The organism is Marisediminicola antarctica (assembly GCF_009930795.1).
In the GTDB taxonomy this organism is placed as follows: domain Bacteria; phylum Actinomycetota; class Actinomycetes; order Actinomycetales; family Microbacteriaceae; genus Marisediminicola; species Marisediminicola antarctica.
The window spans coordinates 521283-544748 of record NZ_CP017146.1; the positions used below are offsets into that span (position 1 = coordinate 521283).

Consider the following 23466-nt stretch of genomic DNA (forward strand, 5'->3'; position numbering starts at 1 on the left):
GCACTGCCGAGGGAGCGTGGATCATGGATCTCGAGGTGTCGCCCTCGCTGACGATTCCCGCGGCGGAACTGGGCTGGCGGTTCTCGCGGTCGTCCGGGCCGGGCGGTCAGCACGTGAACACCTCGGACACCCGGGTCGAACTCTCCTGGAGCGTCGCCGACTCGGCCGTGCTCTCCGAGAGCGAGCGGATGCTGCTCCTCGGCCGGCTCGCCCGCCGCCTCGTTGACGGGGTGGTCACCGTGAGCGCCTCCGAGCAGCGCTCCCAGCTGCGCAACCGCGAGATCGCGCTGGCGAAACTTGCCGACCTCGTCGCCGCGGGACTCGCCCCGGATGCCGCTCCGCGCCGACCGACCACACCGACGCGTGGTTCGAATCGGAGGCGGCTCGCCGCCAAGGGACAGCGGGCGGTGACGAAACAGACCCGTCGGCGCCCGCCCGCCGAGTAGCTCGTCGCGCTCAGCTGGTCGAGCAGCGCGCGCGTCCGTTTGGCTGGATTTTTGCATAGGTGTTGCGAAACACGCTGCGCATACTTGGCGAAGCGTGCAACTGCATGCGCCTACACGGGAGTAGACACTCATGCATTCGAGAACGCGGCGAATTCGATGGGGAGCCAGCGCAGCAGCGGTCGTCCTCGTGCTGGGTTTGGTAGGGACCACGGTCGCGGCGCCCGGGGATCCCGCTTACGCCGGCACTCCGGCCGACTACGCCGAGTATCCCTATGCCGCGACGAATTACACAGAAGATTTCCGAGGCCAGTTTCACTTCAGCCCGCAATCGGGGTGGATGAACGACATCAATGCTCCGTTGTACTACCGGGGTGTCTACCACCTCTTCTACCAGCACAACCCGCACGGTCTCGCGTGGGACGCCATGCACTGGGGACACGCGACGAGCACCGACATGCTGCACTGGATACAAAAGCCAATTGCCCTCGAGCCGGGTGTGCACCCGGGCAATCTGTGGAGCGGAGCGGGCTGGGTCGACGCCAACAACGTCACCGGGCTCAAGACTGGAACGCACGACCCGATCCTGCTCTTCACCGGCACCGAGGGCGTCAGCATTGCGTACTCGGTCGACGGAGCAGAGACCTTCCAGAATTACAACGGCGGCACGAAAGTCATCACGATCGCAACCGAAAGCCGCGACCCGAAGGTACAGTGGGATCCGGCGACCAATCGCTGGATCATGTCGATCTTCAAGGCCGGCACAGGCGCCGTTTTCTACACCTCGACGAATCTGCTGAGCTGGACCTACCGCGGCGAGTATGCCGCGAATTGGTTCGTCGAGTGCCCCGACCTCTACCAGCTTCCCGTCGACGGCAACTCGGCCGCCACGAAGTGGGTGCTCCAGGATGCGAGCGGCGAATATGTCATCGGGTCCCTCAATGCCAACGGTGTCTTTGTCTCCGATTGGGCAGCTCCGCAACGGATGGAGTGGGGCCTGTCGAGCGCCGCATTCGCGCCATCCACCTGGTACGCGCCACTTACGTTCAACCAGCTGCCCTCCGGTCGCGTCGTGCAGCTGGGTTGGCAACCGAGCAACGCGGGCGTGACCTGGACGGGCAATGCTTCACTGCCCGTCGAGCTCGGCCTGAAAACGTATCCCGAGGGAATCCGCATCACACGCAATCCGATCTCTGAGATCTCGACGATCCGCACCTCGACCCAGTCCTGGGGGAGTCGAACGATCACGACGAGCGCGGCATCCGACCCGCTCCTTGGGATCAACGCCGATACCTACGAACTGACGGCCGTCTTCGATGTGGCGGGAGCCACGGCAAACGAGTTCGGATTCCGGTTGCACGCACGCTCGGATGGCTCAAGCGACCGAACCGTCGCCTACAACCGCTCGGCTCAATCGCTCTATGGAATCCCGATGCCGCCCATCAACAATTCGGTGACGATGAGAATCATCGTCGACCGTGGGCAACTCGAGATCTTCGGCAACGGCGGCAAGACGGTCGTGAGTGACAACGTCAACTTCAACTCGGCGTCCTCGAGCCAGGGCATCAAGCTCTTCGCGACGGGCGGGTCGGTGACGCTGCGCTCCCTAAGTTTTTCGCCGCTCGGATCGACGTGGGTAACGGCGGCTGGAGGAACCGGGCTCAACGGCGGAATCGTGTCGACAACCCGCCAGGACATGTGTGTTGATCGCGATGTCGCGACCGGCAAGGCGCAGATCTGGGATTGCTTGGCCAACCCGAATCAGACCTGGGCGCTCGACGGTTTCGGCGCTCTGACAACTGGAGGAGCGTGCCTGCAGACGCCAGCCGGCGTGACAGCCAACATGACGCCTGTCACGATTGCCACGTGCACCGGGAGCCCGCATCAGAAGTGGAGGCAAGGAAACTTCGGATCACTCGTCAACGAACAATCCGGCCGCTGCCTCGATATCCCGGCAGCAAACTGGACGAACGGCAACCAGCTGCAGATCTTTGATTGCGTCGGCACAGCAAACCAGAGCTGGCTCGCGCCCGCCTACACGGCGCCGGTCGGTCAGATCTCGTGGAGCACGTCATCCAAGTGCGTTGATCGTGATGTCGCGACCGGCAAAGCCCAGATCTGGGACTGCCTCGGCAATTCGAACCAGAACTGGCGCCTCACGGTCAACGGCACCCTCGTTTCGGGCGCGACGTGCTTGCAATTGCCGTCAGGGGCGACCGCCAACGGCACTTTCGTCAGTGTCGCGGCCTGCGACGGCGGCCTCAACCAGGTGTGGAGCCGCAACTCCGACGGTTCGTTCACGAATCTCGCCTCGGGCAGATGCCTCGACTTGGATGCGGGAATCACGACCAACGGACGGCAACTGATCACCTGGACCTGCGTCGGCGGCCCCAACCAGACCTGGGCCGGACCAGCGTAGGCAAAGTTGCCGGGCTGAACCACCCAACCCCGCTCCACGTGCTCCTGTGGGCTGGGTTAGGGAGTTGCGCGAAACCCGAAGGTCGCGCCGGCAAGGGGATTGAACTCCCCGTTCGTTCCGCAATCCAACACCTTTGTATTCGTCGTGCTGCCGTCGAGCACGACGGTCTTGACGGCGGCGTTTGCGATCGTGTGGTTCGTCGCGATGTAGTTGTTCGCACCCGACTTCACGAGCACGATCGTGGGGGTCGCTCCCGACGGCGTGATGCTGGACGGGGGAACATCGAACGAGAAGTGATTCGACACGACGGTGTTGCCGGAGCCGTTGACGTGCACGAGGCCGTACAGGTCATCCCAGCCGTTTGAGACTCCGTGGAATGGCGGGAAGGATTCCCGCTGGCGCAAGAAGTGGTTCGAGGCGACGAGGTTGTTCGCACACGCCGCTTCGAGCACGATCATTCCGGGGTAGAAGTTGTGTAGCCGGTTAGCCGTGACCGTTGAGTTTGTACACGCTTTGAGGTGCACCATGCTCTTGCCGCGCGGAAATACGTTGTTGCCCGAGATGAGCAGCCCGAAGTGGTTCTCGGCAAAGATCGAGAAACCGAGCGGGCCAGCGCCGATGAGGTTGTCGTTGACCACGCATGCCTGGCCCGATCCGACGAGCTCGATGCAACTGCCGCACTCCGCGATGAAGTTGTTCGTCACCGAGAGCGCGTCGGCGCCGGTGATGACGATCCCGCGCTGGAGGTAGACCATCCCCATTCCGGTGATGCGAAGCGAGTCGGTGTCGCTCGTCGACCGAATTCCGATTTTGCCGTTGAGGTAGCTGTTCTGGTTCGGGGTGAACGAGACGCCGTCGAGACAGAAGTCGAGGAACTCGATGGACGAGAGACGAGGGCTGCCCCCGCGATTGATGAGGAACGCCTCGGCATTGCCATCGGTGTTTTCCACGCGGATGCGGCTGCCTCCGGGCCAGACTTCGTGCCAGGTTGCCGTGCTGCCGGCGTTGTAGCGGATGCTCGACGAGGTGAATCCGTGACCGGATCCCTTGATCTGCAGGTAGCTGATGTCGACGACGACCCGTGTCTTGAGTGAGTAGTCCCCGGGCGGGATGTAGACGACAGCTCCGGGCTTCGATGCCTGGCTTGGCTGGTTGATCTTGATATCGGCGATGATGCTGTTGATGATCGCGCCGATGTCGGTAAAGGCGGTCGTGTCTGGGCTGCTCGGTATCGTCCAGGTCGTGACGTCGTAGATCGTCGAGGGCATTGATTCCTCCTTCTGAGAATGCCGGGGCTCAGAGAACGCCGACGAGCGTTCGATGAGCGCGAGCCGGCGTGGCGGTGGCCGCCGCCGCGGCCGGCGGAGTCGACGGTGCGGCAACCGCCGACTCGGGGTGAGCGCCAAGTCCCGCCACCTCCGCGGCGACCACCGAACCGAGGGCGGCGCCGAGGAAGGCGCGGCGTGAGACGTTGGTGTTGCTCATGCGTGATCTCCCTGGCCAGTGACTGCAGCGTTGGCAAAAGGATTTGGCAGCGCCGCCACGCCTCAACTTAGAGTGGACTGCTCAACCAGGTCAATAGCTGGTGGGCGGCGTGGGCTGTTTGGCAATTTTTGGCATTGACTCCTGGGCGGCAGAACACGGAAACTCATGCCAAGACGTTTTGTCAAAACGTTTGACCACCTATACGGTGATCACAATCACAGTCCGTAGCAGAGCTGCTACAAAGAACGGAGTCGAAGTAATGATGCCTCGCAACCTACGCAGCAGACGCGCTGCGATCGCTGGCACGGCCCTCATTTCTGTCGCAGCACTAGCACTCACCGGTTGTGGTGCGGGCGGAGGCGGCACCGGCGCAAGTGGAGCTACCGAACTCACCGTCCTCGTCGAAGGCGGCGGGCTCGCCGAGCTCCAGCCCATCGCCGACCTCTACACGGAGGAGACGGGCACCGAAATCAAGCTCGTCGAGCTTCCCTACGACGGTCTGTACGACCGCATCCAAACCGAGCTGTCATCCGGGGCTGTGTCGTTCGATATCGCCGCTCTTGACGCCATCTGGTTGACCGCATTCGCCGACGGCGTCGCTCCCCTCGACGACCTGTTCACTGAAGAGGTGAAGTCCGATCTGTTCCCGGGCCTCGTCGCAGAAGCGCAGATCGACGACACCTACGTCGGCATGCCCATCTTCACGAACTCAGAGATCCTCTACTACCGCACGGACCTCTTCGAAGACCCGACCAACATGTCGGACTTCGAGACCGAGTTCGGCTACCCGCTCGCTCCGCCCACGACGTGGGAGCAGTACACCGACGTCGCGAAGTTCTTCACTCGCGATACCGACGGAGACGGCGAAATCGACCTCTACGGCACCGACGTCAAGGGCGCGGTCGAGACCGAATGGCTCGCGACAGTCTCGCAGGCCGGCGAAGAGCAGATGATCCTGGACCCGGCAACGGGCGAAGTCACGATCGACAGTGCCGAGCACCTCGAAGCGCTGGACTTCTACACGAGCTTGCTTCCCTATGCGCCCGCCGGAGCTTCTCAGCTCGACTGGGCCGGTTCGCAGAACCTCTTCTACCAGGGACAACTCGCGATGATGCGCTTCTGGGGTCACGCCTACACGCAGACTCCCGAGGATGCGGCGGTCGCTGGCAACATCGGCGCGGCACCCATGATCGGTGGCCCAGGAGGCGTGGCAGGAGTTCCCGGTGCGTGGTACCTCTCGGTGCCGACCGCAACAGAAAAGCAGGACGAGGCGAAAGACTTCATCGCCTTCGCCTTCGAACACAACGAGCTCTCGATCGATACCTCGCTCGGGCTTGTGTCTCGCATTTCGGCATTCGAATCGCAGAAGGATGTCGCGGGCCGCGAGAACTACCCCGCCATCCTCGAGACGCTCAACTCGCCGGCAACGTTCGCGCGACCTGCTTCGCCGAAGTGGCAGGAGATCGTGAACACCGTCCTCACCCCCATGCTGCAGAAGGCTGTGGAGCCGGGTGCTGACAATGCGGCGCTCCTGGAGGATGCCAAGTCGCAGATCGAAGCGATCATCAAGTAGTTCCCCCGTCACCGGGTGGCCGACCTTCGTGGAGGTCGGCCACCCCACTTCGAACGCAAAGGAACCTCTCCTCGTGCGCACTTCCGACCGCCGTTTCGCCTTATGGCTTATGGCTCCAGCCGCTGCTTTCCTCGCGGCATTCGTTCTCTGGCCGCTCATTCGCTTCGTGTCGAACAGCTTTTTCGAGATCTCGCCGATGGCTGGCGGCCCCCGCGAGTTCGTGGGTTTCGACAACTTCGCCGACGCGCTGGCGTCGCCGGCGTTCCAAGGGGCGTCGGCACGAACCCTGCTCTACACCGTCATTGTCGTGTCTCTCGAATTCGCCTTCGGTCTGGCTATCGCTCTAATCTTCGCGTCGCTCGGCGAACGCTCCGCCGTCTTCCGCACCCTCTTCATGTACCCGCTTATGATTGCGCCGGTCGTTGCCGGTCTTCTCTGGCGCTTCCTCCTCATCGACAACTTCGGGATCGTCAACGAGCTGCTCCAGAATGCGGGCATCCTGAACCAGGCGAGCGACATCGGGTGGCTCAGCGACCCGGACATCGCACTGTTCGCGGTTGCCCTTCCCGACGTGTGGCTGACGACCTCATTCATCACCCTTGTGCTCTTCGCAGGCCTGCAGAATGTGCCCGGAGACATCATCGAAGCGGCCAAATTGGACGGCGCCCGGTTTCACACGCTGTTGTTCCGGATCATCATCCCGTTGCTCCGACCGGTGATCGCGGTCGCGCTCATTGTTCGCGGTATCGATGCGGCTCGCGCCTTCGACATCATCCTCATTCAGACCAATGGCGGACCTCAGGAAAGCACAACGACGTTGAGTCTTCTCATCTACCGCACCATGACCAGATATGGCGATCCGGGGCTCGCGAGCGCCATGGGCACCATGTTCCTCATAGCGATGCTGATCGTGGCGACGTTCGCCATCTATGCCATCTGGCGACCAGGGAGTGACAAGTGATCGGCCTCGAAACCAACCGACGATCATCGCGGATTTTTCTCTGGATTGCCCTTGCGGTTGTTCTGGTCGCCTACGGGTTTCCGTTTCTGTACCTGACGCTGACCTCGTTCAAGACGCCGCTGGATGCCATCGCGGTGCCGCCAACCGTCTTCCCCTCGGAGTGGACGCTCGAGAACTACGTGACCGCGCTCAGCAAAGACGGGGTCATCCCGGCACTCGTCAACAGCGTCGTAACTGCCGTCTTGAGCACCGGTTTCTCGCTCGTGCTTGCCGTGCCCGCGGCCTACGCGATCACCCGCTACAAGACCGTGCCCGGGCAGGTATTCGTTGTCGCGGCCCTCGTCACGCGCATGGTGCCGACAATTGCGATTGGTGCGCCGCTCGTCGAGACGATGCGCACCCTCGGGATAAGCGATACCTCGCTTGCGCTGGCTATCGCGCACACGACGATCTCCCTCCCTCTCTCCATCTGGTTGATGGCGAGTTTCTTCGAGGCAGTTCCGGATGAACTCGAGGAGGCGGCCAAGGTCGATGGCGCGTCGCGTCTGGGAGCGCTGTGGCGAGTGGTCCTTCCCGTGGTGTCAGGTGGGCTGGCTGTCACAGCGATCTTCGCCTTCCTTGCGTCCTGGAACGAATTCCTCTTCTCCCTCCTGCTCACCTCGGTGCGAGCGCAGACCACGCCGATCGTCATAGCGAACTTCCAAACACAGTTCGGGCTGGACTGGGGAGGCATGACCGCGCTCGCCGCGATCTACTCGATCCCCGTCATCCTGCTCACGCTCGCACTCCAGAGGCACATTGTCGCCGGCCTGACTTTGGGCGCGGTCAAGGGCTGAGTGCCCGACCCGTCTTGTTCACAACCATCAAGAGAAAGAAAAAACATGGAGTTCTGGCAACCTAACAGCCCACTTGGCGGGCTGGCGCACGTGAAGTCCGGACGATCGAAGCGGGAGTCCAGCTGGGATCAGACCGGTGGCAACCGCGACTTCAAGATCGTGCCGCCCGGAGAGACGTTCGTGATCGCCGACATCACGGGGACCGGTCGGATCGAGCACATCTGGCTCACGACCCGCTGCTATTCGGAGAAGTACCTGCGCAAGCTCATCATCGAGATGTACTGGGACGGCGAAGAGAACCCCAGCGTCAGAGCGCCGCTCGGCGACTTTTTCGGGGTCGGTCACGCCGTCGCGAAGCACTTCATCTCGTTGCCGCTGAACGCGATCTTCGGTCCGCGCCGGGGCCCGAAGGGTCCGTTCGCAGCGGCGATGAACTCGTACTTCCCGATGCCCTTCGGGTCGTCCGCAAAGATCCAGATCATCAACGAGAGCGACCAGCCGATTCAGAACCTGTTCTACTACGTGGACTATGAACTGACGGATGAACCGCTGCCGGATGATGTCGGACGCTTCCATGCGTACTACCGCCAGGAGAAGCCCACGCAGAAAGTCATCCACACCTCGGACGAGGAGGATCCCGCCCCGTGGGATCTCCCCGGAACGAACCTGACCGGTGACGACAACTACGTCATCCTCGATGCCGTGGGCAAGGGCCACTACGTCGGCTGCGTACTCAGCATCGACAACTTCGATGCGGGCAACCAGGTCTTCACCTGGCCGGGCGAGGGCGACGACATGTTCTTTATCGACGGAGAAGTCTGGCCGCCGTCGCTCCACGGAACCGGCACGGAAGACTACTTTGGCGCGGCCTGGGGATTCCCCAGCGGCGAGTATTCCGGGCCGTACCACGGGATAACGCTCGGGGCGAGCCCGCAGGAGCACTTCGGGCTCTGGAGTATGTTCCGCTGGCACATTGAGGATCCGGTACGTTTCGAGAAGAGCCTTCGCGTCTCGATCGAGCACGGGCATGCCAACGACCAGGGCAACGACTATTCGAGCGTCGCGTATTGGTATCAGGTCGATGCCCACGCGGAGCACGCAGATCTCGCACCGGTCGCCGAGCGCTTGCCTCGTCGCTGGCCCGAGCACGGGCTCTGGGACGAGTAGGTCTTACCATGCCGAGCAGAAGGAGGCGGTCGTGAAGAGCGTGGGAATTCGTGATGTCGCGAAGGCGGCAGGCGTTTCGATCACGACCGTCTCCCATGTGCTCAATGAGACCCCGAACACCCGAACAAGCGAGTCCACCCGCGAGCGAGTGCGCGACGCGGCTTCAGAGTTGGGGTACTCTCCGAATCGCCTGGCTCGTGGGTTGAGGACGCGGTCTTCGGGGATGATTGGCCTGCTCACCGAGGACATAGCTACAACTCCTCACGCGGGCCGGATCATCCTCGGCGCTCAGGAGGAGGCGAGCAGCCACAACCTCACGTTGGCGATTATCAATTCGCATGTGGATGCGGGTGCTGCAGCTCGCCGCGCGGACGCTCGCGAACTGATTGAGCGCCATGCCGACGGGATCATTTACGCCACCGTCTTCCACCGCGAGGTGTCGGTTCCCGTCGAGCTGCGGGCCGTGCCGGCGGTCCTCATCGGTGCGGTCGACGTTCAGGGCCTTGTGCCCGCGGTTCTTCCGGACGAAGCGACCGGTGCGGCGAATCTGACCGCACTTCTCGTTGCGGCTGGGCATCGACGAATCGGGTTTACGAACTCAAGCGTGGATGTGCCCGCGACCAGGGGACGGCTCATCGGACATCTTCGGGCGCTCGCTCAGGCGGGTATTGCGCGCGACGACAGCTTGATCGTCTCCGGGTTGTCCGAAGCCTCGGGCGGTTATGCAGCAACTTTGGAACTGCTCTCCCGGAGGGATCGGCCCACGGCGGTGTTCTGCTACAACGACCGCATGGCAATGGGAGCCTACCGAGCGGCCGCTGAACTCGGGCTTCACATCCCCAGAGACGTCTCGATAGTGGGCTTCGATGACCAGGCTCCGATCGCGGAGAGCATCCATCCGTCACTCACGACGGTGGCGCTCCCGCACTACGAGATGGGGGCGTGGGCTGTTGCGACGCTGACCCGACTCATCCAGGGGAGCAGCGACGCCTGGTATCTGTCGACTCATCCCACGCTCATGCAATGTCCGGTCGTTGAGCGGCACTCAGTTGGTCCACCTCAGCTGGTCAAATCTATTTCGAATTCCGCAACCGACCTCAATTTGTGAAAGCCAGAACGCATGCGCCCCCAGTTCCACTTCACCGCTCCGTCAGGCTGGATCAACGATCCCCACGGAATCACCTTTCGTGATGGCCAGTACCACCTCTTCTATCAATACGTTCCCGACAGTCTGAAGTGGGCGCCCAATTGCCACTGGGGGCACGCCCTCTCTCCTGACCTGTTCACGTTCGAACATCTACCCGTAGCCATCGCGCCAGGCGATGGGGATGACGGGATCTGGAGTGGATCGCTCGTCACCGACGATTCGGGCAGTGCCAGAATCTTCTACACCTCGGTCACGGAGCCTGACATAGGTAGTGGGCGTGTGCGGGTCGCGACTCCCGTTGATGAGGACTGGGTCGAGTGGAAGAAAGGCTCAGTGGTCGCCGAGGTTCCGGCTGGGCTACACACTGTCGCCTTCCGTGACCCCTTCGTCTTTCGGGACGGGTCGCACTGGCGGATGTTCGTCGGCGCTGCGCTCGAGGACGGCTCCGCCGCCGCAGCATCCTACGAATCCGAGGATCTGAGCACGTGGGCGTATGAGGGTGTTGCGGCCAGCAGGTCGACGTCTCTCGTTGACCCGGTGTGGACCGGACGCCTGTGGGAGTGCCCCCAAGTGTTCGAGATCGGTGGGCGCCACGCGTTGGTCACCTCTGTCTGGGATGCCGACACGCTTCACTACGTTGCCTACGCACTCGGCTGCTATCACGACGGAAAGTTCACGGCTGACACGTGGGGCCGGCTGAGCTATGGCGACAGCTACTACGCCCCGTCATTCTTTCGCGATCGCGACGGACTGGCCTGTCTCACCTTCTGGCTCAGGGGTGTGGGAGACCACGCGGAGGGCTGGGAGAGCGCTCACAGCGTGCCCCATACGTTGACTCTGAGGGATGGACGGTTGGAAGCCGCGCCGCACGCAGCTCTCGAAAAGTATCGAGGTCGCGAGGTCAGTGAAGGCGAGACCGTCGGACCTGCCATCGACTGTGACTGGCAATCAGGCGGTGAATTCGTTGTTTGCTCGGAAGGCGAGCGCGCGGCATCCGTGCAGGCAGGGGAGTCAGGCGCAGTGACGCTCCACGTCGGAGAATATAGCTGGACCATGCCACACGATTCGACGAAGGTCCGCGTCGTCGTCGACGGGCCGACGATAGAAATTTCTACAAGTCGGGGAGTTCTCGCGGCGTCGATCTCCCCGAAGTCGAACACACTCAGTTTCAGCTTCGATGGCGTTGCGACGATTTTCGAGCTCGTTCGATGAGTGCGACGGCGTTGGTGGTGGGTGAGGCACTCGTCGACATCGTCACAGGACCGATCGACACCGCCGTACTGCCGGGTGGAAGCCCCATGAACGTCGCGATCGGTCTGCAACGGCTAGGTGTACGAAGTGTCTTCCACTCGCAATTCGGCCGCGACGAATATGGCCGAGTGCTGGCGTCTCATCTTGAGAGCAACGGCGTCGAAACGACGTCCTCGTCGGTGGACGATCAACCAACATCGCGAGCTATCGCCACCATCGGTGCTGACGGCGGCGCCGAATACGACTTCTCCGTGACGTGGAGCCCTGCTCCAGAAGCGATGCCACGGGGACGTTTTGATGTGGTTCACGCGGGGTCGATTGGAGCCCTCCTGGATCCAGGCGCATCGGCGGTCGAAGCGCTTATCGGCCGCATGAGATCGACAAGTACGATCTGTTTCGACCCGAACATTCGGCCTGCCGTTGTGGGACGCCGTGACCATGCAGTTGAACGAGTTGAACGATTTGTAGCGATGTCTGACGTGGTCAAAGCCAGCGACGAAGATATTGCATGGCTGTATCCCAACGAAAGCCAATCGAGCGTCATGGGACGCTGGTCAACGATGGGCCCAGCACTGGTCGTGGTCACGAAGGGGGCGGCAGGGGCAGTTTCGGTTACCCAGGCGGGGATCGTGTACGTTCCCGCTCCGAGTGTCGTTGTGACAGACACCATCGGCGCAGGAGATTCGTTCATGGCGGGCGTGATCGCAGGTGTGACTGAACTTGGTTTGACCGGATCTGCTCAGCGGACACACCTGACCGAGATTGGCCCACGTGCCCACGAGCAGGTAATTCAGTTCGCTGTAGCCTGTGCCGCGATATCGACGCAACGCGAAGGAGCAAACCCGCCGTTGCGAAACGAGCTGAGTGCCGAGTGGTTCAGTAGCGCTGAGTGACGGGCTGAAGCCGCGGATCCGCTGGCGGCCGAGCCAGCACGAAAACCTCTCCCAGCGTTTACTGCAAGTGGTTGCATTCTATCGAATTGTGGAGTAGCTCCGCAATGGGCTCGCGCTTCGCCGGTGCACGGAGTTCACTGCTGGTGACCGGTTCGCCCATCGGCGGTCGGGGTAGCGGCCCCAACGGCGGACACCGATTTCAGTGCAATACGTGAAAGGTTGAACCCCATGAAAACAACCCCATTACGAGTGACCGCCGCGCTGGTCGCGGGCGCCACCGCGCTCGCCCTTGCCGGTGCGGCACCGGCGACGGCGGCACCGCCGGACCACGCGAAGGGAGGTGACAATGGCAAACAGTCACAGCAGAGCTACCCCATCGACGGCGACTACACCGACACCTGGACCCGGGCCCAGGTGGCCGACATCGAGCTGACGGATCAGAACACCCTCCCGCTGTACGAGGAGATGCCCGTCGAGATAATGACCGATGAGGTCTGGGTGTGGGACACCTGGCCGCTCACGGACCTGTCGACAAAGACGGTGAACGTCAGCGGCTGGAAGATCGCCTTCTCGCTGACCGCAGACCGGGACTTGGCCTTCCCCCAGAGGCACTGGACCGCCGAGATCGGCTACTTCATCTCGCGCGACGGCAAGGACTGGCAGTACATGGGCGACGTCTTCCCTGAGGAAGTGGACCCGCCGGGACTCCGGGAGTGGGCAGGCTCGGCGGTGCTGGTCGACGGCCGGGTGCAGTTCTACTACACCGCATCCGGAGCAGACGGGGCAGCCGACGGCACCCCCGCCTACTTCGAGCAGAAGCTGGCCATGGCCAGTGCCGACATCAACGCCGGCCCTGACGGCGTGAGCTTCGACGGGTGGTCTGAGCACAAGGTGCTGGCCGAGGCCGACGGTGAGCTTTACCAGACCCTGGAGCAGTCGCTGGTCGGGCCGATCATCTACGGCTTCCGTGACCCGTTCGTGTTCCGCAACCCCGACGACGGCGAGGTGTACATGCTGTTCGAGGGCAACTCGCCCGGTGAGAGCGTCGAGTGCCTGCCCGAGAACATCGGCGAGGGCGACTCCCCGCCGATCGACCCTGAGGCGAAGTACTATAACGGCAACATCGGTCTCGCGGCCTCCGTGGGGGGCAGCCTGAGCGAGTTCGAGCTGCTGGCGCCGATCATGAACGCCAACTGCGTGAACCAGCAGCTGGAGCGGCCGCACGCCACCTTCCGAGGCGGCGACGTCTACCTGTGGACCATCACCCACAAGTTCACCTTTGCCCCCAACCTTCAGGGCATCGGCAGCGACTCCCTCATCGGCTTCGTCGGCCCGTCGCTGCGCAGCGACTACCAGCCGCTGAACGGCAGCGGGCTCGTGCTGTCCAACCCTCCGGAGAACAACACCCAGGCCTACTCCTGGTACGTGATGCCCGGCGGTTTCGTTGAGTCGTTCTTGGACAATGTCCAGGGCGAGTATGCGGGGACGCTGGCTCCGACGGTCAAGTTGGCCATCCAGGGCAACGCCCGAACGAAGATCGCCACGATCTTCAACCAGCCGTTCATCAAGTGACCGGCCGCTGAGGTTCCCCTGGTGCCGGGGCAGCAGCCCGGCACCAGGGTCAGCAGCGTCGCCACAGACCGTGGGCGAGGAACAGCGCCGTGAGTGCGGCCATGCCCACCAGGTGCGAGCGCAGCCAGGGTCTACCGATCGATCGATCGATCGCTTCGGTCGTCGTGTCGAGCGGGTCATCGGGGTTCGCGAGCACGAGGTCGTCGCCGACCGCGACGAGCACGACCCCGCCCACGAGCAGCATGTGCATGTAGGTGTAGGTCACCCGCGCGATTCGACCGGTCTGCTGGGACCTGTTGATGAACCGGTGGCCGTTTTCAGCGCCGAGGCTGAAGTAGAGCAACCAGAAGAGGATCGAACGCAGCGAGGAGAGCAAGCACCGACGATGGCGGGATCTCGTTGCGGCTGAACAGTGTTCCGGTGACAATGATCGACTCGCCGAGGGCGAGGATCATGAACAGCCCCGCAGGTTCGGCCATGTTCCCGCCAAGAACTTGCCAGCTCTCGATCGGGGTAGCCTTGATGACCGGCATCCAGTAGCGCACGGCAATGATGTTGTGCGAGAAGTGGAGCGAGTGACGGGAATCGAACCCGCGCTATCAGCTTGGGAAGCTGAAGTTCTGCCACTGAACTACACTCGCGCGGCCAGCTGAGCTGGCTCGAATCACATCGTACCCCGCGGGTTCCGGGGCGGGCGAACCGGTGGCGCGGTCACTGTTCGCTCGCGTGGTGGCTATCGCATGCACGGGAGCGAACAATACCCGCGCGGAAAGTGTTCTCACCGCGGGCGACGACCGCGAGCGTGCCAACGGGGCAAGCAAAGTGCTCACGAGCGCCGGGGTAGTCCGGCCCTGAGGAGGATGTCTCTCAGCAAGTGCCCCGACAGCGCGTCGGCCCAGTCCCACCTGGCGAAGTTCAGGCCCTCGGCTCGCAGCTCGTCCTCGCGTCGCTTTTCCTTCACGACCGCCTCGCCCGGCGTCATCCGTCCCAGGTATTCGGGCTTCAGGTACTTGCCCTTGCCGTCGAACTCACCGGCCAGCTGCCAGCCGGGCCACTCGAAGTCGGTGAGATACCGGTGTCCCAGCGCGGTCAGATGCTCGACCTGCAACATCGGAGCGGGGAACCCCAGCTCGTGGATGACCGCTCGGCTGAGGGATTCACCCGGGTTGGCAGCGAGACCATTCGCGAACTCGATGACGCGCCGTGCCTTAGCGAAGCCCCGCCCGAAATTGGCGAGCTCGAGGCCGGCCCTGAGCGCCTCGATCGAGGCTGTGTGCAGCAGGTGATCGGCGGGGGCAACCGCAAGTCGGAACGGCTGGAGCCGTGAGAGACCGACGACGGTGCGTAGTGGGGTCTCGACGCGCAGGGCTCCCGCCTCGGTGAGCTCGGCCGGAGTGATGCCGAGGCAGTGCCGAAGTAGTCCGGGCTCGGATCGACCGCCGTTGGCGCGATCGGCGACCACGTGCACCAGATCGGGAACACTCCCGATGAACGGGATGCCGTGAAGCACTGCCGCCGAGTAATGGGAGAACACCAACCCGTGATGTGAGAACGCGAATGCCTCGATTCGGATGCGGTGGCGCTGCTGGTCGGTCAGCGCCTGCCACACTGCCGCGTCGTAGTAGGCACCGCGCTTGATACGGACGCGCGCGCCGCGGTCGACGTCTCTGGCGAGGCTGCGCGGATCGATTCGGTCGCGCTGAACAAGGATGAGCGGATCGAGGAGGGTGGTCACGTCACTGAGCGTGGTAGTGCTCCGGCCGCCGCGGTGGAGATGCAGGCGATCTGTGGTGTTCCGCGAATCATCCGCAGCGGGGGAGGAGCGAATGCGGTGACCGAAGCGGTTGCTGCGTGGTGGCGTTGCGCTCGCGCGACGCTCGCGCGGGTGTTGTTCAGTCGCGTGCATGCGATTACACCCGCGCCAGCGAACAGCACTAGCGCAATCGGACGGGCGTGCCCGCGGGCACGCGAACGACACCAGCGCAAGCGAACAACACCCGCGCGAGCGGGTGCGCTCGCCGCCGGGCCCCCTTCACGGCGTCCCGCGCCAGCCCACCCCGTCCTCGCCCGGTACCATTGCCGCATGCTCCTCTCAGACCGGGATATCAAGGCCGAACTCGATTCGGGACGGGTCTCGCTCGAGCCGTACGCCCCCGAGATGATCCAGCCGTCGAGCATCGACGTGCGCCTCGACCGCTACTTCCGGCTCTTCGACAACCACAAGTACCCCTTCATCGACCCTGCCGAGGACCAGCCCGACCTCACCCGGCTCGTCGAGGCGAAGCCGGATGAGCCGTTCATTCTGCATCCGGGCGAATTCGTGCTCGGTTCGACCTTCGAGCAGGTGACGCTGCCGGATGACCTCGCCGCGCGCCTCGAGGGCAAGAGCTCGCTCGGCCGGCTCGGACTGCTGACGCACTCGACGGCAGGCTTCGTCGACCCCGGGTTCAGCGGACACGTCACCCTCGAGCTCAGCAACGTCGCGACCCTGCCGATCAAGCTGTGGCCGGGGATGAAGATCGGACAGCTGTGCTTCATCCGTCTGAGCTCGCCCGCCGAGCACCCCTACGGCTCCGCCGCGTACAGCTCGCGGTACCAGGGCCAGCGCGGCCCGACGGCGTCCAGGTCGTTCCAGAACTTCCACCGCAGCAACACCTTCGACCGCGACGAGAGCCGACTCGACTGACCCGCGTCCCCCGCACTGGGGGTACTGAGCCTGTCGCGAACTGTGTGCGGGCCATTCCCGCGCGCCACGAGGTTGGATACTCTCGGAAAACACCAAGGTCAGCGGCCAGATCCCTCGAATCTCACCTGCTGAGATAAGCATCGGAGGGGCCATGCCCGATCTCAACTCGCTCGTGACGAGCAAGCTCGCCTTCGGCGTGCTCATCGGCTCGCTGATCGCGACGGGCGGCACCGCGATGGCTGCCTTCGCAGGGGCCCTGCCTGACCCGCTGCAGCAGAGCGCGCATGTGGTTCTGGGTGCGCCTGAGCCCGCGGATGCGCCGGTCGACGACGAGCTCGATGCCGCGACGGACAGCGAAGCGGATGCCGACGACGACGCCACCAACGACGACGCCACCAACGACGACGCCGCCTCCGACGACGCCTCCGACGACGACGCCGCCTCCGACGACGCCTCCGACGACGACGCCTCCGACGACGACGGCAAGGGCCCTGGTGTCACCGGCTCCGCCGCGTTCGGTCTCTGCACCGCGTACACGAACGGCGGACTCTCCGAGAACTCCACCGCGTACAAGGCCTTCGATGGCGTGGAAGGTGGCATCGACGCGTATTGCGACACCGTGATTGCCGCCAAAGCGGACAAGCCCGGCAAAGCGGACAAGTCCGGCAAAGCGGACAAGCCCGATAAGCCCGACAAGTCCGAAAAGCCGGACAAGCCCGAAAAGGCGGACAAGCCCGACAAGCCCGACAAGTCCGATAAGTCCGATAAGTCCGATAAGCCCAACAAGCCCGAAAAGGCGGAGGAGTCCGACAGCACCGGCGAAGGCACCGACGAGAGCACCGGAGAGAGCGACGACGAGGCGACCGACCAGCCCGCTGACGAACCGGCAAACGGCTCCGGCGACGCTCCGGTCGAGGCCCCCGCCGAGACGGTGCCCGACGAGTAGGAGTCGGCCCCGGAGGCTGAGACCCCCTCCACCGAACTTCCCGCGGCAGCAAGGACCGTTAGAACCTCACGGGCCGCGCCCTGCTAAGGCAGGTCGCGCGCCGCATCCGGTTTCGGCCACTCCTGCAGCTGCATCACGAGCCAGGGGCTGAAGGCGAACGGCGCGGCCTCGACGGCAGCGCGCAGCTCGTCCGGGCGCAGCCACGCCCACTCGGTGACCTCGTCGGGGCTGGGGTTCACGGTATCCGTCGTCACGGCCGAGAACACCGGGCAGATTTCGTTCTCGACGATGCCGGATGCGTCGACCGCGCGATACCGGAAGTCGGGCAGCATCGGGCTCACCGCCGAGATCGTGATGCCGAGCTCGTGCTGGGCGCGGCGGGCGACGGCATCCTCGGGCGCCTCGCCGGGGGCCGGGTGCCCGCAGAAGGAGTTCGTCCAGACACCGGGCCACGTGCGCTTCGACAGCGCACGGCGGGTGAGGAGCACCCGCCCGTCCGCGTCGAAGACGTGGCAGGAGAAGGCGAGGTGCAGGGGAGTGTCGGTCGTGTGCACGGTCGCCTTGTCGGCGGTTCCGAGCGGCGTTCCGTCGTCGCCTAGCAGCACTACGTACTCTGTCGTTGCGGTCATGCTGGTCAGATACCCTAATTGAGTGAACGCACAGCGCCTGCACGACCTCTCGATGGAGAGGCAGGCCCAAGTCGACGCCGTGCTCGATCGTTTCTTCAGCCTATCCAAGAACCGCGCCGCGAAATTCGGAGCCGAGTATGTGGGGCTCTGGAAGAAACTCGAATCAAGCGCATCCGGCGGAAAGAGGTTCCGACCGCGCATGGTCATGGCCGCGTACGAGGGCCTCGGCGGGCTGGATGCCGATGCCGCCGCCTACGTCGGCGCCGCGTTCGAACTGCTGCACACCGCCCTCATCGTGCATGACGATGTCATCGACCGGGACTTCAGCCGCCGTGGAATCCCCAACGTGTCCGGCAGCTACCGCGACATCGCAACAACGGCGGGCATCCCGATCCCGACCGCCGAGCACCGGGGCATGTCGGCGGCGGTCATCGCGGGCGACCTGGCGCTGTTCAACTCGTACCGGCTGATCGACCTGAGCGGCGTCGACGCGGGCATCCGGGGGCTGCTGCTCGAGATCCTCGACGACGCCCTGTTCGCCTCCGCCGCCGGCGAGCTCATCGACGTGGACTTCTCTGTCGCGGCGACGATGCCGTCGGTCGAGGAGGTGCTCAGAATGGAGCGGCTCAAGACGGCGGTGTACTCGTTCGAGGCGCCACTGCAGGCTGGTGCGGTGCTCGCCGGGGCCCCGCAGAGCGTCGTCGACCGTCTCGGCCGGTACGGCTGCGAGATCGGCATCGCCTACCAGATCGTCGACGACCTGCTCGGGGTGTTCGGCCTTGAGGAGCAGACCGGCAAGTCCACCATCGGCGACCTGCGCGAGGGCAAGCGCACCGTGCTCATCGCGCACGCCACGACCACCGAGCACTGGGCCGAGATCCGCCCACTCGTCGGCAAGGCCGACCTGAGCCTCGCCGAGGCCACCCGCATCCGCTCCGCCCTCGAGGCGTCCGGCAGCCGCGAGTTCACCGAGAGCCTCGCCCGCGAATACGTGGCGCGGGCGCTGATCACGATCAACGACCCGGAGATCCCCGCGCCGATGCTGGCCGAGCTCGAATCCGTCGCCAGGGGCGTTTTGAGCAGGGTCAAGTGACGCGCGACTCGCTCTACGACCGCGTCGCCGAGGAAACCGCCGGCATCGTCATCCGCCGCTACTCCACCTCGTTCGGCCTCGCGTCGCGGCTGCTCGGCCCGGCCGTGCGCCAGCACGTCGAGAACATCTACGCCCTCGTGCGGATCGCCGACGAGATCGTCGATGGGGCGGCGGATGCGGCGGGCGCCGACCGCAGCACCGTCGCGCGCATCCTCGACGAGCTCGAGCGCGACACCGACGAGGCCATGCTCACCGGCTACAGCGCCAACCTCGTCGTGCACGCCTTCGCGCTGACGGCGCGGGACACCGGCTTCGGCACCGAGCTCACCGCGCCGTTCTTCGCGTCGATGCGCGCCGACCTCAGTGCGACCGAGCACGACCAGGCGAGCTTCGAGACCTACGTCTACGGATCAGCCGAGGTTGTGGGGCTCATGTGCCTCAAGACCTTCCTTGTGGGTGTGAACGTGACTGCCGACGACGAGGCCACCATGGTCACGGGCGCGCGGCGGCTCGGCGCGGCTTTCCAGAAGGTCAACTTTCTGCGCGACCTTGCCGCGGACTTCGAGCAGCTCGGCCGCAGCTACTTCCCCGGCGTCGACGTTGCTTCGTTCACGGAGGCCGACAAGGTGCGCCTGCTCGACGACATCGACGCCGACCTGGCCGTCTCGGCGAGCGTGATCCCGATGCTGCCGAGATCGTCGCGTCGGGCGGTAGCGCTGGCTCAAGGCCTTTTCGCGGAACTGTCTGCCAGACTGCGAGCGACACCGGCCGACCGGCTCGTGCGCTCCCGGGTGCGCGTGCCGAACCCGGTGAAACTGAGGATCGCGGCCACGGCCGCATCGGGCCGAGTGCCACGAATCGAAAGGGTTGCCAGATGAGCAGCATCATCGTCATCGGCGGGGGGATCAGCGGCCTCGCCTCTGCGGCGCTACTCGCGCGCGAGGGCCACCAGGTGACCCTGCTCGAGGGCCGCGACGAGGTCGGAGGACGCGCCGGATCGTGGGACCACGAGGGCTTCCGCTTTGACCTCGGCCCCAGCTGGTACCTCATGCCGGAGGTCTTCGACCACTTCTACAAGCTGCTCGGCACGAGCGCGGCGGAGCAGCTCGACCTCGTCACCCTCGACCCCGGCTACCGGGTGCTCTTCGAGGGCCAGCAGTCGATCGACATCACCTCTGACCGGGAGAAGAACCTCGAGATCTTCGAGGCGATCGAGCCCGGTTCGCGTGTGCGCATGGAGAAGTACCTCGCCTCGGCCTACGACACCTACGAGATCGCCAAGAAGCGATTCCTCTACACGAGCTTCGCCGACCTGCGGCCGCTGCTGCGGCGGGACGTGCTCTCCCGGCTCGGCAAGCTCGCCCGCCTGCTGCTGCAGCCGCTGTCGACGCTCGCCGCGAAGACCGTCAGGGACGACCGTCTGCGGCAGATCCTGGGCTTCCCGGCCGTGTTCCTCGGCTCCTCGCCCTTCATCACGCCGAGCATGTACCACCTGATGAGCCATCTCGACCTCGCCGACGGCGTGCTCTACCCGATGGGCGGGCTGATCAAGCTCATCGACAGCATCGAGGAGCTCACCCGCGAGGAGGGCGTGACGATCATCACGGGGGCGCGGGTGACCCGCATCCTGGTCGACACCTCCCAGCCCGGCAAGCCGACGGCCGCCGGCGTCGAGTACACGGATGCCGCGGGGGCACCCCAGGCACTCGAGGCGGACATCGTCGTATCCGCCGCCGACCTGCACCACACCGAGACCACCCTGCTGCCCCGCGAGCTGCAGACCTACCCGCAGGAGTACTGGGACAAGCGCACCCCCGGCCCCGGCGCGCTGCTGCTCTACCTGGGTGTCGAGGGCCGGCTGCCCGAGCTCGAGCACCATAACCTGCTCTTCACGAAGGACTGGAAGAAGGGCTTCGACGCGATCTTCGGCGATACCCCCTCGATCCCGAACCCTGCCTCGCTCTACGTCTGCAAACCGAGCGGCGTCGACCCGACGGTCGCCCCTCCCGGCTACGAGAACCTCTTCGTGCTCGTGCCGATCCCGTCCGACCCGACGATTGGGCACGGCGAGATCGACGGAGACGGCGACCCGCGCATCGAGGCCGCCGCCGATCACGTGATCGAGCAGATCGCCAGCTGGGCCGGCATCCCCGATCTCGCCGACCGCATCGTCGTGCGTCGCACGATGGGCCCCGGTGACTTCGCCGACGACCTCAACTCGTGGCGCGGTACCCTACTCGGGCCCGCGCACACCCTCAAGCAGAGTGCCCTGTTCCGGGCCGGCAACGTGAGCAAGAAGGTCGACGGTCTCTACTTCGTCGGCGGGTCCACGATTCCCGGCATCGGCCTGCCGATGTGCCTGATCAGCTCCGAAGTGCTGCTGAAGCGGCTGCGGGGCGACGTGTCGACGGAGCCGCTGCCCGAGCCCCTGGTCAGCTCGCTCGTGGCGCCGGCGCCGGCATCCGACCTCCGCTAGCCGCGTGGGAATCCTCTACCTCGCCGCGCTCACCATTGCCCTCACCGGCATGGTCGTGCTCGACCGCCGCTTCGGGCTGTTCTTTTGGGCGGATGCGCGCCGGGCCGCCGTCGTGCTCGTGGCCGGGGTCGCGTTCTTCCTGGTCTGGGACCTGCTCGGCATCGGGCTCGGCATCTTCTTCCGTGGCGAGACCTCGTTCATGACCGGGCTGGTCATCGCGCCGGAGCTGCCGATCGAGGAGGTCTTCTTCCTCGCCCTGCTCTGCTACCTCACGATGAACGCGTATGCGGCGGCGGGGCGGATGCTGGCGCGGATGCCAGCGCGGATGCCGGCCGACCGGCGCGGAGCCGCGTCGTGACCTACTGGGCGCTCAACGTGTTCTTCCTCGGTGCCGTCGCGGTCGTCGCCGTGCTCGCGGTCCTGCGCGCGTGGCGGTCGGGGTCCCGCGGTACTGGGGCCCGGGGTACCGGGGGCGGCGGCGCTGGGGGAGCCGTCGCCGGGCGCATTGTCGCCGGGCCCGCTGTCGCCGGGCCCGCCGTCGCCGGGCGCATTGTCGCCGGGCCCGCTGTCGCCGGGCCCGCTGTCTCCTGGCCCGCTGTCGGGATCGCCGCGGCACTGCTGCTGGTGATGACCGCGGTGTTCGACAACATCATGATCGGTGTCGGCCTCGTCGGCTACGACGAGACCCTCATCTCGGGCGCGTTCATCGGCATCGCGCCGCTCGAGGACTTCGCCTATACGGTGGCCGCGGTGGTGCTGCTACCGTCGCTGTGGGCGCTGCTTCCGGTGTCGTCGGGCTCGGCATCCGCCGGGACTGATTCGCCGTCGGCCTCGCCGTCGGCCTCGCCGTCGGCCTCGCCGTCGGGAGGTGACGCATGACCGCACTTCGCACAACGACCGTGCTGAAGAGCCTGTTCGTGTCGTCGCGGCCGCTCAGCTGGGTGAACACCGCATTCCCCTTTGCTGCGGCGTACTTCGTGACCACGCGCGAGGTCGACCTGCTGCTCGTGCTGGGCACGATCTATTTCCTGATTCCGTACAACCTCGCGATGTACGGAATCAACGACGTGTTCGACTACGAGTCCGACCTCCACAACCCGCGCAAGGGCGGAGTTGAGGGTGCGCTGCTCGATCCTCGGGTGCATCGGGCGACGCTGGTCGCCGCGGTTGCGACAAACATTCCGTTTCTGGTGTATCTGTTCGCTGTCGGCTCGCCGGTGTCCGCGCTCGTGCTCGCCGTGAGTGTGTTCGCGGTCATCGCCTACTCCGCGCCGCGGCTGCGGTTCAAGGAGCGGCCGTTCCTCGACTCGCTCACCTCGAGTACCCACTTCGTCTCGCCCGCAGTGTTCGGCCTGGTGATCGCCGGGGCGACCTTCAGCCCACAGCTGCTCGCGATCCTGATCGCGTTCTTCCTCTGGGGCATCGCGTCGCACGCGTTCGGTGCGGTGCAGGACGTGGTGGCGGATCGCGAGGGCGGCATTGCGTCGACCGCGACAGTGATCGGGGCCCGCGCGACGGTGCGGCTGGCGTTCGTCGCGTACGTGCTCGCCGGCATCCTGCTGCTGACGCTCGGCCTGCCGGGCGCGATCGCATCGGTGCTCGCCGTGCCTTACGCGCTGAGCGTTCTGCCGTTCTGGTCGATCGCGGATGCCGATGCCGGCAGCGCGAACCGCGGCTGGAAGCGGTTCCTCTGGTTCAATTTCGTGAGCGGCTTCGTGGTGACGATGCTGCTGATCGCGTGGGTGTCGCTGTAGCGGTACTCGCCGGGCTTTTGGCCGTGCCGGTCACTCGCGCGGGTGCTCGTCAGTTGCGTGGTGGTAATCGCACCCACGCGGCTGAACGGCGACCGCACAACCGGTCACTCGCGCGGGTGCTCGTCAGTTGCGTGG

At 64.8% G+C, this 23466-nt stretch carries 22 protein-coding genes, 1 tRNA gene and 1 pseudogene; 18 read left to right on the forward strand and 6 right to left on the reverse strand.

Going from position 1 to position 23466, the window contains the following annotated elements:
- Window positions 1–23: 23 nt before the first annotated feature.
- Window positions 24–446 (forward strand): alternative ribosome rescue aminoacyl-tRNA hydrolase ArfB, encoded by a 423-nt coding sequence (gene arfB / locus BHD05_RS02515; protein WP_161885029.1) that lies wholly within the window; start codon window positions 24–26, stop codon window positions 444–446.
- A 337-nt stretch (window positions 447–783) separates the two neighbouring features.
- Entirely contained in the window at window positions 784–2862 is a 2079-nt protein-coding gene (locus BHD05_RS02520) for a ricin-type beta-trefoil lectin domain protein (RefSeq protein WP_202614275.1), read from the forward strand.
- A 56-nt stretch (window positions 2863–2918) separates the two neighbouring features.
- Here the strand turns inward: BHD05_RS02520 and BHD05_RS02525 are convergent, their stop codons facing one another.
- Together BHD05_RS02525 and BHD05_RS02530 are read right to left on the reverse strand one after the other, a co-directional pair.
- Window positions 2919–4130, reverse strand: a complete 1212-nt coding sequence (locus tag BHD05_RS02525; protein WP_161885031.1) for a NosD domain-containing protein — start codon at window positions 4128–4130, stop codon at window positions 2919–2921.
- A gap of 28 nt (window positions 4131–4158) precedes the next feature.
- Window positions 4159–4347: a hypothetical protein gene (locus tag BHD05_RS02530; RefSeq protein ID WP_161885032.1), complete on the reverse strand. Its 189-nt coding sequence runs from the start codon at window positions 4345–4347 to the stop codon at window positions 4159–4161.
- 259 nt (window positions 4348–4606) lie between these two features.
- Here BHD05_RS02530 and BHD05_RS02535 point away from each other — a divergent pair, with 259 nt between their 5' ends.
- From BHD05_RS02535 to BHD05_RS02570, 8 genes are all read left to right on the forward strand, one after another.
- Window positions 4607–5920, forward strand: coding sequence for an ABC transporter substrate-binding protein (locus BHD05_RS02535; protein WP_236966618.1), 1314 nt, complete (start codon window positions 4607–4609; stop codon window positions 5918–5920).
- Between the two features lie 73 nt (window positions 5921–5993).
- Window positions 5994–6881, forward strand: a complete 888-nt coding sequence (locus BHD05_RS02540) for a carbohydrate ABC transporter permease (RefSeq protein WP_161885033.1) — start codon at window positions 5994–5996, stop codon at window positions 6879–6881.
- Window positions 6878–7717, forward strand: a complete 840-nt coding sequence (locus BHD05_RS02545; protein ID WP_161885034.1) for a carbohydrate ABC transporter permease — start codon at window positions 6878–6880, stop codon at window positions 7715–7717. Before BHD05_RS02540 ends, BHD05_RS02545 begins: the two co-directional genes overlap by 4 nt.
- Before the next feature lie 45 nt (window positions 7718–7762).
- Complete coding sequence (locus BHD05_RS02550; protein WP_161885035.1) at window positions 7763–8884, forward strand: glycoside hydrolase family 172 protein; 1122 nt, start codon at window positions 7763–7765, stop codon at window positions 8882–8884.
- Between the two features lie 40 nt (window positions 8885–8924).
- A complete protein-coding gene (locus BHD05_RS02555; RefSeq protein ID WP_335920185.1) occupies window positions 8925–9992 on the forward strand; it encodes a LacI family DNA-binding transcriptional regulator in 1068 nt (355 codons plus the stop codon).
- A 12-nt stretch (window positions 9993–10004) separates the two neighbouring features.
- Window positions 10005–11243 carry a glycoside hydrolase family 32 protein gene (locus BHD05_RS02560; RefSeq protein WP_161885037.1) on the forward strand — a complete coding sequence of 413 codons (1239 nt, stop codon included), beginning with the start codon at window positions 10005–10007 and terminating at the stop codon, window positions 11241–11243.
- On the forward strand, window positions 11240–12175 hold the full coding sequence (locus tag BHD05_RS02565) for a carbohydrate kinase family protein (RefSeq protein WP_161885038.1): 936 nt from the start codon (window positions 11240–11242) through the stop codon (window positions 12173–12175). The genes BHD05_RS02560 and BHD05_RS02565 overlap by 4 nt, the downstream gene beginning before the upstream one ends.
- 228 nt (window positions 12176–12403) lie before the next feature.
- Window positions 12404–13747, forward strand: coding sequence for a glycoside hydrolase family 68 protein (locus tag BHD05_RS02570; protein WP_161885039.1), 1344 nt, complete (start codon window positions 12404–12406; stop codon window positions 13745–13747).
- A gap of 49 nt (window positions 13748–13796) precedes the next feature.
- On the opposite strand, the pseudogene BHD05_RS02575 reads toward BHD05_RS02570, so the two are convergent.
- The 3 genes and pseudogenes from BHD05_RS02575 to BHD05_RS02590 all read right to left on the reverse strand — a co-directional run bounded on the left by BHD05_RS02575 (window position 13797) and on the right by BHD05_RS02590 (window position 15482).
- Window positions 13797–14280: pseudogene (locus tag BHD05_RS02575) on the reverse strand (low temperature requirement protein A).
- 34 nt (window positions 14281–14314) lie between these two features.
- Window positions 14315–14388 (reverse strand) — tRNA-Gly (locus tag BHD05_RS02585).
- Window positions 14389–14573: 185 nt separating this feature from the next.
- Window positions 14574–15482 (reverse strand): hypothetical protein, encoded by a 909-nt coding sequence (locus BHD05_RS02590; protein WP_161885042.1) that lies wholly within the window; start codon window positions 15480–15482, stop codon window positions 14574–14576.
- A gap of 348 nt (window positions 15483–15830) precedes the next feature.
- Between BHD05_RS02590 and dcd the strand changes: the two genes are divergently transcribed.
- Both dcd and BHD05_RS15640 read left to right on the forward strand, forming a co-directional pair.
- A complete protein-coding gene (gene dcd / locus BHD05_RS02595) occupies window positions 15831–16433 on the forward strand; it encodes a dCTP deaminase (RefSeq protein ID WP_161885043.1) in 603 nt (200 codons plus the stop codon).
- Between the two features lie 151 nt (window positions 16434–16584).
- Window positions 16585–17379 (forward strand): hypothetical protein, encoded by a 795-nt coding sequence (locus BHD05_RS15640; RefSeq protein ID WP_202614276.1) that lies wholly within the window; start codon window positions 16585–16587, stop codon window positions 17377–17379.
- Between the two features lie 83 nt (window positions 17380–17462).
- On the opposite strand, the gene idi is transcribed toward BHD05_RS15640, so the two are convergent.
- Complete coding sequence (gene idi / locus BHD05_RS02600; protein ID WP_161885044.1) at window positions 17463–18008, reverse strand: isopentenyl-diphosphate Delta-isomerase; 546 nt, start codon at window positions 18006–18008, stop codon at window positions 17463–17465.
- Window positions 18009–18030: 22 nt separating this feature from the next.
- Here idi and BHD05_RS02605 point away from each other — a divergent pair, with 22 nt between their 5' ends.
- The 6 genes from BHD05_RS02605 to BHD05_RS02630 are packed head-to-tail and all read left to right on the forward strand — an operon-like array spanning window position 18031 to window position 23331.
- Window positions 18031–19101, forward strand: coding sequence for a polyprenyl synthetase family protein (locus tag BHD05_RS02605; RefSeq protein WP_236966620.1), 1071 nt, complete (start codon window positions 18031–18033; stop codon window positions 19099–19101).
- Window positions 19098–19979: a phytoene/squalene synthase family protein gene (locus tag BHD05_RS02610; protein WP_161885045.1), complete on the forward strand. Its 882-nt coding sequence runs from the start codon at window positions 19098–19100 to the stop codon at window positions 19977–19979. Before BHD05_RS02605 ends, BHD05_RS02610 begins: the two co-directional genes overlap by 4 nt.
- The gene (crtI, locus tag BHD05_RS02615) at window positions 19976–21577 is read left to right on the forward strand and encodes a phytoene desaturase family protein (RefSeq protein WP_161885046.1); all 1602 of its coding nucleotides are present in this window, start codon (window positions 19976–19978) and stop codon (window positions 21575–21577) included. Before BHD05_RS02610 ends, crtI begins: the two co-directional genes overlap by 4 nt.
- Window positions 21578–21581: 4 nt before the next feature.
- Window positions 21582–21935: a lycopene cyclase domain-containing protein gene (locus BHD05_RS02620; protein ID WP_161885047.1), complete on the forward strand. Its 354-nt coding sequence runs from the start codon at window positions 21582–21584 to the stop codon at window positions 21933–21935.
- On the forward strand, window positions 21932–22456 hold the full coding sequence (locus BHD05_RS02625; protein WP_161885048.1) for a lycopene cyclase domain-containing protein: 525 nt from the start codon (window positions 21932–21934) through the stop codon (window positions 22454–22456). The genes BHD05_RS02620 and BHD05_RS02625 overlap by 4 nt, the downstream gene beginning before the upstream one ends.
- Window positions 22453–23331 (forward strand): prenyltransferase, encoded by an 879-nt coding sequence (locus tag BHD05_RS02630; RefSeq protein WP_161885049.1) that lies wholly within the window; start codon window positions 22453–22455, stop codon window positions 23329–23331. Before BHD05_RS02625 ends, BHD05_RS02630 begins: the two co-directional genes overlap by 4 nt.
- Window positions 23332–23466: the final 135 nt, after the last annotated feature.